A 7,036-nucleotide genomic window follows, 5' to 3' on the forward strand; every position below is an offset into this window, starting at 1 on the left:
GAGCTCAGGATGGATCCGGCCGTCGTTAATGCCGCAATTGTCGTAGCCATCGGCGACACCGCGGTTCCTCATATCGACAAAGAGAAGTTGCTTGAGGTGTACGGGCAATCCCAAGCCGAATCGCTAATCGCGCGTGTTTCTGAGTTGGTGCACGAGGCGGTCAGCATGCCGATCGAGTGGGGAGACATGACGCTTGCTGAAGGCGTGAACGACATCCTGCGACGCTTCCACGAAAAGCATCCAGAATTGTCCGAAGAAGCGTTGCACGAGATCGGCCGATGCGTCGGATGGAATCTTCGTTAACCACCATCGCAATACCAGGAACCCCGTCTAGCTGTGTTCGAGGGTGGAGGCGACGCGACCCGCTGACTAGGAAGAAGTTCTATGAGGTTCGACGACACGTACTCGTCGCGCGAGGATAGATATTCGCTCGGGATCGAATCGATGTCGGGCCGCTGTTATGCGTCAATTCCGGTGACCAGTGGGGTTGTTGATTACGAAGAATATTATGAGCTGACGACGAGCCAATATCATAAGTTCCTAGACAACAGGGAAGCAGCAATCGAGTTCGTTGAAGCTTGCCGTCTGCGTCAACATGACGACCTGCTCATACAGCAGCCCGGCAGTAATCGGGGGACCCCCATTTAGGCGCGTTCCGTTACCAGTAATCGGTTCGCTCCTGCGTGCCACTCGACCCGAAAGCTACTACTCGCCCCGGTCCAAAAGACCCGATGACCCGAGCACCCGCTCGATCTGAACCTCGATGACCACGCGTCGCGGGTTGGGGCGCGGCGTGCGATAGCGCTGGGCGTATCGCAGCTCGGCGTCGCGCACCGCGTCGGCGTCGTTGTTGACCTTAGACCGGCCCTCCAGGGACAGCCACCGCGCGCCGTCCACCTGGCTGAGCACGGCCAGTCCGCCACGATCGGCGTTGACGGCCTTCTGCGAACCCCCGGTGGTGATGACCCGCGCGATGTGGGTCTTGGGATCGAAGGTGAATCCCACCGCCACGACGTGCGGCGAATTGTCGGCTCGCAGCGTGGTCAGCATGGCCAAATGCCGTTCCGACAGGAACGCCAACGCGTCGTCGGTAAGCCGGGTAGTGGTATTCGCCATCACCGCCCACGCTAGCGCAGGTCATAATCGCAGCCGTGGACGACACGGGCGCAGGTCCAGTACTAATCCTGGGCGGCCGCAGCGAGATCGGGATCGAACTGGCGCAGCTGCTGGCGCCGGGCGCGACGGTCGTGCTGGCCGCCCGGCGCGCCGATCAACTCGCTGACCAGGTCGACGCGGTCAAACTCGCCGGCGCGACGGCGGTCGCCACCCGAGAATTCGACGCCGACGACCTGGCCTCGCACGGCCCGCTGATCGCCTCCGTCATCGCCGAGCACGGTCCCATCGGTACCGCGGTGTTGGCGTTCGGAATCCTGGGCGACCAGGCCCGCGCCGAAATCGACGCCGCGCACGCGGTGGCCGTCGTGCACACCGACTACCTCGCCCAAGTCAGCCTGCTCACTCACCTGGCCACCGCCATGCGCACGGCCGGCCAAGGCCGGTTGGTGGTGTTCTCCTCGATCGCCGGCGCACGCGTGCGCCGCGCCAACTACGTCTACGGCTCGGCCAAGGCCGGCCTGGACGGGTTCGCCAGCGGTTTGGCCGACGCGCTGCACGGCACCGGGGTGCGGCTGCTGATCGCGCGGCCGGGATTCGTCATCGGGCGCATGACGGAGGGCATGACGCCCGCACCGCTGCCGAGCACACCGGCGCAGGTGGCCGCCGCGACCGCGCGTGCGCTGGCGAAGGGCCGCCGCACAGTGTGGATTCCGTGGGCGCTGGGGCCGGCGGCGGCCGTGATGCGCCTGCTGCCGCAGTTCGTGTGGCGCAGGATGCCCCGATGATCCGCGCCGCCGACGATGCAAAGCGAAGCGATGAGGAGCGGCACTCATGATCATCGTGGTCGGCATCGGCGCCGACGGCATGGCCGGACTCAGCGAATCGTCGCGCACCGAACTAACAAGGGCTGCAACAGTTTACGGCTCCAAGCGGCAACTCGACCTGCTCGACGACACGGTGCGTGCGGTGCGACGGCAATGGCCGTCGCCGATGCTGCCCGCGCTGCAAGCCTTGCTCGACGGGCACACGGGCGACGTCCACGTAGTGGCCAGCGGTGATCCGCTGCTGCACGGCATCGGCGGCACCCTGATCCGCCTGCACGGCCGCGACCACGTCAGGGTGCTGCCGCACGTGTCCTCGGTGACGCTGGCGTGCGCGCGGATGGGCTGGAACGTCCACGACACCGAGGTGATCAGTCTGGTCACCGCGCCGCCGCGCACCGCGGTGCGCCGCGGCGGCCAGGCAATCGTGCTGTCGCAAAACCACTCCACCCCAAACGCACTCGCCGCACTGCTCACCGCACACGGCCGCGGCGACTCCGAATTCACCGTCCTCGAACGCCTCGGCGGCCCGCACGAGCACCGCCGCGACACCACCGCCCGCGACTGGGGCGGCGACGGTGACCTCGACGACCTCAACGTGATCGCCGTGCGTTACCTGCCCGACGACCGCGTCTCACCCCTGCCCGACGACGCGTTCACCCACGACGGGCAGATCACCAAGCAGGGAATCCGCGCGGTGACGCTGGCAGCCCTGGCGCCGCGGCCGGGGGAGCGGTTGTGGGACGTCGGCGCCGGCTCCGGCAGCATCAGCGTCGAGTGGTGCCTGAGTGGGCGCGGTTGCAGCGCAGTGGTATTCGAGTGCGACGAGCGGCGTCGGCACAATCTCGAACTCAATGCCGAGGCCTTCGGCGTCGACATCGAGGTGCGTGGTGAGGCCCCCGACGCGTTCGTCGGCGCCGAGCCGCCGTCGGCGATCTTCATCGGCGGCGGGCTGACTCAGCCCGGTCTGCTCGACGCATGCCTGGACCACCTGCCCGCCGGCGGCCGGCTCGTCGTCAATGTGGTCACCACCGAATCGGAAGCCGTTCTGGTGCACGCACATCAACGCCTGGGGGGCCACCTGCGACGCTTCCAGCACTATCACGGCGAGCCGCTGGGCGCCTTCACCGGCTGGCGCCCGCAGTATCCGGTCACCCAGTGGGTGGTGACCAAGTGACCGTGTATTTCATCGGGGCCGGGCCGGGGGCCGCCGACCTCATCACCGTGCGCGGCGAACGGCTCCTGCGCTCCTGCCCGGTGTGCCTGTACGCCGGGTCGATCATGCCCGACGACCTGCTCGCGCTGTGCCCGCCCGACGCGAAAGTTGTTGACACCGGCCCACTGACGCTGGAGCAGATCATCGCCGAGCTCGCGGAGGCGCACGCCGCGGGCCACGATGTGGCGCGGCTGCATTCCGGTGACCCGTCGCTGTACAGCGCGCTGGCCGAGCAGTGCCGCCGGCTCGACGCCCTGGGCATCGGCTACGAAATCGTGCCCGGCGTACCGGCTTTCGCCGCCGCCGCGGCCGCGCTGAAGCGTGAGCTCACCGTTCCCGGGGTGGCGCAGACGGTGACTCTGACCCGGGTGGCGACCCTGTCGACGGCCATGCCGCCCGGCGAAGACCTGAAAACGCTGTCCCAGTCCGGTGCGACCCTGGTCCTGCATCTGGCCGCCGCCCAAATCGACGCCATCGTTCCGCAACTGCTCGAAGGCGGCTACCGCGCCGAAACACCCGCAGCCGTCGTGGCTTTCGCCAGCTGGCCTCAGCAGGTGGTGCTGCGCGGCACGCTCTCCGACATCGGCGAACAGATGCACCGTGCCGGCATCACCAAGACGGCCGTCATCGTCGTCGGTGATGCGCTGACCGCCGGGGGATTCACCGATAGCTACCTGTACTCGTCCGGACGGTCGCGGGGGAGCCGGCACTGATGCGGGTCCTGCTGCTCGGCGGCACGGGCGAGGCGCGCGCATTGGCGAAAGAGTTGCACCCGCGCATCGACATCGTCAGCTCCCTGGCCGGCCGGGTGCCCGACCCGGCCCTGCCGGTCGGTCCCGTGCGCATCGGGGGCTTCGGTGGCGTCGACGGGTTACGGCGCTGGCTGCACGACGAACGCATCGACGCTGTCGTCGACGCCACCCACCCGTTCGCGGCCACCATGACGGCACATGCCGCCGCCGCTTGCGCCGAATCGCGGATTCCTCATCTGATCCTGGCGCGCCCCGCCTGGGATCCGGGCACCGCTGTCGTCGTCCAATCCGACGCCGAGGCCGCTGAAGCCGTTGCGCGGCAAGGCTATTCGAGGGTGTTCCTCACCACCGGGCGCTCGGGTGTGCGGGCCTTCGCCGCCAGCGACGCATGGTTTCTGATCCGGGCGGTCACCGAACCCGATCCATCCAGTCTGCCCCGTCGGCACCGGGTGCTGCTCTCCCGTGGACCGTATGGCTACGACGACGAAGTCGCGCTGCTGCGTGACCATGGCATAGACGCGCTGGTTACCAAGAACAGCGGCGGGGACATGACCCGCGCGAAACTGGATGCCGCAGCGGCGCTGCACGTTGCGGTGGTGATGGTGGCGCGCCCGCCGCTACCGCCCGGCGTGTTGACCGTCGGCTCGGTGGCCGAGGCCGCCGAATGGGTTGGCGCGCTAGCCGGTTAGGTGGCCGCGCTCGCCATCGGCCAGCAGCGCGTCGCGGGCCCGCGCCACGCGGGAGCGGATGGTGCCCACCGGGCAGCCGCATACCGCGGCGGCATCGGCGTAGGGCAGGCCGAGCAGTTGGGTGAGCAAAAGCGCTTCCCGCTGTTCGGCGTTGAGGTTGGCGATCATCGTCGTCACCTCGACCAAGTCCTCGAACCCGCGGGCGTGCCGGTCCCCGCGCACCACATGCTCGGGATCGGTGCCCAGGGCGGCACGGGGCCGCGCCTGCAGGTGGCGAATGTGGTCGGCGACCACGCGGCGCGCGATCGAGAGCAGCCAGGTCCGGGCGCTCGAACGCCCGGAGAACCGCTCGATGGCCCCGATGGCGCGCAGGAACGTCTCCTGAGTCAGGTCGTCGGCGCTGCCCGCATCCGACAGGTAGGCGACGAACCGCCACACGTCTTGCTGGGTGGCTTTGATGAACGCCTCGAGCGCTCGCGCGTTTCCGCGCGCGGCTGACAACGCGAGCTCCGTTACGGCCTCGTCATCGCTCGGCGCGATCATGCCCAACCACCTTTGTTGTGCGAGTTTTCCGATTCTACGACGGCCCGTCGTAGACGACGCGGTGGGGTGGAGGGCCGCATGGTTGATGGGCCGCAGATGCCCCCGTCGCCGACCACCGGGTGAGTCCGCCGCCCAGGCGGCAAACTCGGCGTCGTCCGACGCATCCGAGCCGCGCCGCCGGTGCGAACCTACCCGCTCCCGCGCCACCAGCAACGCGAACGCCAAGCCCAACAGCGGCGGCATGTGGCTGGCGATGCGGGTGGCGGTCACCTCGCCGTCGAAGGCGTCGACGATGACATAACCCAGCAGCGCAACGGAATAGACACCGGTGATGGCGGCCACCCCCGAGGCCGAGGCGGGCCAGACACCGGCCGCGATCATCGCCAGACCCAACGCCAGCAGCCAGGCCGTGGACTCGTGCATCAGGTGCTCACCGGACATCGCGCCGTGCATATGACCGGCCACCATGCCGAAATCGATCCCGCTGATTTGGGCGGCGGCGATCGCCACCTGGAACAGGCCGACGGCGATCAGACCCCAGCGCCGGTAGTGCGACCGCAGCCACCGCATCCGGGCCTGATGGCCGGTGGCCTGTTCGCCGATGCTTGCCATGATCTTGTCGACCAGGTCGGGTCCCTCGCCGGGCGTCACCGACGCCAGCCGGCGCGTCTGCACCGCCGCCCCGATCAACCACGAGCGGCAGCTGCGGCACGATTCGAGATGGGCATCGACTTGCTGCGCGAGCACCTGGGGACGCTCGCCGTCCAATCGAGCCGACAGCGCTTCGCGCGCAATCTCACACCGCATCCCTGCATCGTTGCGCATGGCCCGGCCCCGCGCAAAGACTCGCCCCATTTGGCCCCCGAACGAAATCGGGGGGAACTAAACGGCGCCGACAACCGACCTCTGGTCGTACGCATCGCCAGCCCACCCACGAGATGCACCGAAGAGGTATTCGTGTTCTTGCCTGAAGGCCCCCGACGATGACCGCCCCGATCTGGATCGCGTTTCCGCCCGAAGTGCACTCGACGCTGCTCAGCAGCGGCCCCGGCCCCGCGCCGCTGTTGGCCGCCGCCACGGCATGGTCGACGCTGAGCACCGACTACGCGACCGCGGCGGCCGAGCTCAGCGGAGTTTTGGGCGCGGCGCAGGCGGGTTCGTGGGAAGGCCCGAGCGCGGACCAGTACGTGGCGGCACACGCCCCCTACCAGGCCTGGCTGCTGGAGAGCGCGGCCAAGAGCACCACGGCCGCGGCCCTGCACGAGACCGCGGCCACCGCCTACACCACCGCGCTGGCCGCCATGCCGACGCTGGGCGAGCTCGCGGCCAACCACGCGGTGCACGGTGCGCTGGTCGCCACGAACTTCTTCGGAATCAACACCATTCCGATCGCGGTCAACGAGGCCGACTACGCGCGCATGTGGGTGCAGGCCGCCACCACGATGACCACCTATCAGGCCGTCAGCGAATCCGCGCTGGCGGCGGTCCCGGCGACGACGCCCGCGCCGACGATCGTCGTACCGGGCGCCGAGGCCGGCACCGCCGGCGTCGAGGCGGTGCAGGCGGCCGCCGTGGCGCCGGCCGCGGCTTCGGGCTCCAACCTCAACAACGCCGACACCTCGAGCGCCCAGCAGCAGGCCACGACGCAGACCTACCCGTCGTGGATGGACCAGCTCACCCAATGGCTGCAGCAGTACACCCAGAACTTCGCGTGGCCGGTGTCCAAGGACCTCAACCCCGGTGGGTGGCCCTTCCCGCCGGCGCCGTGGGTCAACAGCCTCGCCTCGTTCTTCGGGCAGTTGGGGCTGTCGCCGGCGCTGTCGAGCGCGCTGGGCTGGGCCATCTTCCACACCCTGATGATCTTCTGGCCGTTCATTCAGCTCGCGATCCAGATGGCGG

At 68.7% G+C, this 7,036-nt stretch carries 9 protein-coding genes and 1 pseudogene; 7 read left to right on the plus strand and 3 right to left on the minus strand.

Annotated features, from left to right (window positions below):
• Positions 1–9 precede the first annotated feature (9 nt).
• Positions 10–303, plus strand: a complete 294-nt coding sequence (locus tag DQP57_RS20675; protein WP_112634561.1) for a hypothetical protein — start codon at positions 10–12, stop codon at positions 301–303.
• 81 nt (positions 304–384) lie between these two features.
• A complete protein-coding gene (locus tag DQP57_RS27290) occupies positions 385–648 on the plus strand; it encodes a hypothetical protein (RefSeq protein WP_112634553.1) in 264 nt (87 codons plus the stop codon).
• Between the two features lie 57 nt (positions 649–705).
• Here DQP57_RS27290 and DQP57_RS20685 read toward each other — a convergent pair whose 3' ends face one another.
• Positions 706–1,116 (minus strand): F420-dependent biliverdin reductase, encoded by a 411-nt coding sequence (locus DQP57_RS20685; protein ID WP_112634554.1) that lies wholly within the window; start codon positions 1,114–1,116, stop codon positions 706–708.
• Positions 1,117–1,151: 35 nt separating this feature from the next.
• Here DQP57_RS20685 and DQP57_RS20690 point away from each other — a divergent pair, with 35 nt between their 5' ends.
• The 4 genes from DQP57_RS20690 to DQP57_RS20705 are packed head-to-tail and all read left to right on the plus strand — an operon-like array spanning position 1,152 to position 4,594.
• Positions 1,152–1,901 (plus strand): SDR family NAD(P)-dependent oxidoreductase, encoded by a 750-nt coding sequence (locus DQP57_RS20690; protein WP_112634555.1) that lies wholly within the window; start codon positions 1,152–1,154, stop codon positions 1,899–1,901.
• Between the two features lie 46 nt (positions 1,902–1,947).
• The gene (cbiE, locus tag DQP57_RS20695) at positions 1,948–3,114 is read left to right on the plus strand and encodes a precorrin-6y C5,15-methyltransferase (decarboxylating) subunit CbiE (protein ID WP_112634556.1); all 1,167 of its coding nucleotides are present in this window, start codon (positions 1,948–1,950) and stop codon (positions 3,112–3,114) included.
• Positions 3,111–3,866 (plus strand): precorrin-4 C(11)-methyltransferase, encoded by a 756-nt coding sequence (cobM, locus tag DQP57_RS20700; protein WP_112634557.1) that lies wholly within the window; start codon positions 3,111–3,113, stop codon positions 3,864–3,866. The genes cbiE and cobM overlap by 4 nt, the downstream gene beginning before the upstream one ends.
• Positions 3,866–4,594 carry a cobalt-precorrin-6A reductase gene (locus DQP57_RS20705; protein WP_112634558.1) on the plus strand — a complete coding sequence of 243 codons (729 nt, stop codon included), beginning with the start codon at positions 3,866–3,868 and terminating at the stop codon, positions 4,592–4,594. The genes cobM and DQP57_RS20705 overlap by 1 nt, the downstream gene beginning before the upstream one ends.
• Here the strand turns inward: DQP57_RS20705 and sigC are convergent.
• Both sigC and DQP57_RS27475 read right to left on the minus strand, forming a co-directional pair.
• Positions 4,583–5,137 carry an RNA polymerase sigma factor SigC gene (gene sigC / locus DQP57_RS27295; protein WP_240631829.1) on the minus strand — a complete coding sequence of 185 codons (555 nt, stop codon included), beginning with the start codon at positions 5,135–5,137 and terminating at the stop codon, positions 4,583–4,585. The two genes, DQP57_RS20705 and sigC, sit on opposite strands and share 12 nt — an antisense overlap.
• A gap of 114 nt (positions 5,138–5,251) precedes the next feature.
• Positions 5,252–5,992: pseudogene (locus DQP57_RS27475) on the minus strand (DUF2275 domain-containing protein); the annotation flags it as partial.
• 128 nt (positions 5,993–6,120) lie between these two features.
• Between DQP57_RS27475 and DQP57_RS20715 the strand changes: the two are divergent.
• A partial coding sequence (locus DQP57_RS20715; protein WP_133259281.1) for a PPE family protein occupies positions 6,121–7,036 on the plus strand: 916 nt, incomplete at its 3' end.

Origin of the sequence: Mycobacterium colombiense, assembly GCF_003284935.1 — a bacterium.
In the GTDB taxonomy this organism is placed as follows: Bacteria; Actinomycetota; Actinomycetes; order Mycobacteriales; family Mycobacteriaceae; genus Mycobacterium; species Mycobacterium arosiense_A.

Coding starts and splice junctions, on each gene's coding strand:
- DQP57_RS20705 (WP_112634558.1), top strand. CDS start 3,866: ATGCGGGTCCTGCTGCTCGGCGGCACGGGCGAGGCGCGCGCATTGGCG.
- DQP57_RS27290 (WP_112634553.1), top strand. CDS start 385: ATGAGGTTCGACGACACGTACTCGTCGCGCGAGGATAGATATTCGCTC.
- sigC (WP_240631829.1), bottom strand. CDS start 5,137: ATGATCGCGCCGAGCGATGACGAGGCCGTAACGGAGCTCGCGTTGTCA.
- DQP57_RS20685 (WP_112634554.1), bottom strand. CDS start 1,116: ATGGCGAATACCACTACCCGGCTTACCGACGACGCGTTGGCGTTCCTG.
- cbiE (WP_112634556.1), top strand. CDS start 1,948: ATGATCATCGTGGTCGGCATCGGCGCCGACGGCATGGCCGGACTCAGC.
- DQP57_RS20675 (WP_112634561.1), top strand. CDS start 10: ATGGATCCGGCCGTCGTTAATGCCGCAATTGTCGTAGCCATCGGCGAC.